Here is a 1,311-nt window from a genome sequence, read left to right as displayed (position 1 = left end):
GACAGCTCCGCATCCACAGCGAAAAACGAGGGAGGCTAGAGCATGGGCAACATCTGGTCCCGTCTGTTTGGCAGTTCCAATCAGACTGCAACTGATGAAAACCCACTGTCTCAGGCACAGGTCGTGATCGACATGCCGAGAAGTCTGGAAGGGCAGATTTTTATCGAAGCCACCGGAGACGACCGGACTGTTTTCGCCAGCAGGCAGTTACAGGATCGCCTCCATTTTCTGCAGTGGCTGGACAACCTGCGCTACGTTGAGGGTTTCCGAGGGGTTAAGGTCAAATATGTTCCACTGAGTGCCGTCACGGAACGCATGGAGCATGCCCACCAGAACACTGCAATTATGGAGACCCCTAAAGAAGATGTCGAAGTCAGAGACCGGGCACTTGCCCTTCTGACGGAGATAGGTGGCTACAATTCCTCTGACATCAGGATCAGAAGGCTGTCCCGGCATACAGAAGTAGCCTGTCGCATCAACGGCCGTTACATGTTGGCCCACGAACTGGAAAATTCGTTTGCTGACCGCATGATGCGTGCAATGTACCGTTTGGGTTCCTCGCAGGCCGCATCCGTCACGGATAGCCAGTTTCAGGATGGCGGCATCTCGGGCGAAGTTCTCAAAGGCACAGGTCTGGATAACGTGCGTATCGTGCGCGGCCCCTGCGTTCCTCAGACAGAGGGGGGGTGGTTCATGATCCTGCGCCTGCAATCTGTCAAAAAAGGTGTCAACAGACGCATCCGGGGGAATTTCAGCACACTCCACCCGCTCAAAGGTCCTCCCGGTCATCTCCGCCTGAAGGATTACGGTTTCACCCAGGCACAGATTGACCGCCTGATGGGTATTGCCATGTCCCCGTCCGGGGCTCTGATCTTTACCGCGCCAACCGGACACGGCAAAACAACAACACTCTATGAAATCTGGGCTGAGAAAGCGCGCGTTCAGCCGGGGCGGAACATCGTCACGATTGAACAACCCGTGGAGCTGGATATGTCATGGGCTATTCAGCTGGACATTCCCAATACTGACGATGAAGAAGAAAATGGTCGCGCACTCAGAGAGCGTCAACGCACAACCTTGCGTATGGACCCCGATGACATCGGCCTGGGAGAAATGCGAGATGCCCAAGGGGCACTCACCTGTATTGAAGCCGTGCAGACAGGCCATTTCGTGGCATCTACCTGCCACGTTGATGATCCATTTGATCTACCTGATCGTCTGGAGTTGTTTGATCACACACGGCTGAGTTTCCGCAAGACATGCAATACCTCCCTCATACGCGGCATCGTGTCGCAAAGACTTGTGCCCGTG

At 54.8% G+C, this 1,311-nt stretch carries 1 protein-coding gene; it reads left to right on the top strand.

Going from position 1 to position 1,311, the window contains the following annotated elements:
• Positions 1-42: 42 nt before the first annotated feature.
• The coding region (locus HK20_RS12730; protein ID WP_086647395.1) for an ATPase, T2SS/T4P/T4SS family at positions 43-1,311 on the top strand (1,269 nt) is incomplete at its 3' end.

Origin of the sequence: Acetobacter sp. DsW_54, assembly GCF_002153575.1 — a bacterium.
GTDB lineage: Bacteria > Pseudomonadota > Alphaproteobacteria > Acetobacterales > Acetobacteraceae > Acetobacter > Acetobacter fabarum.
This window is presented reverse-complemented; position numbering and strand designations above follow the sequence as displayed.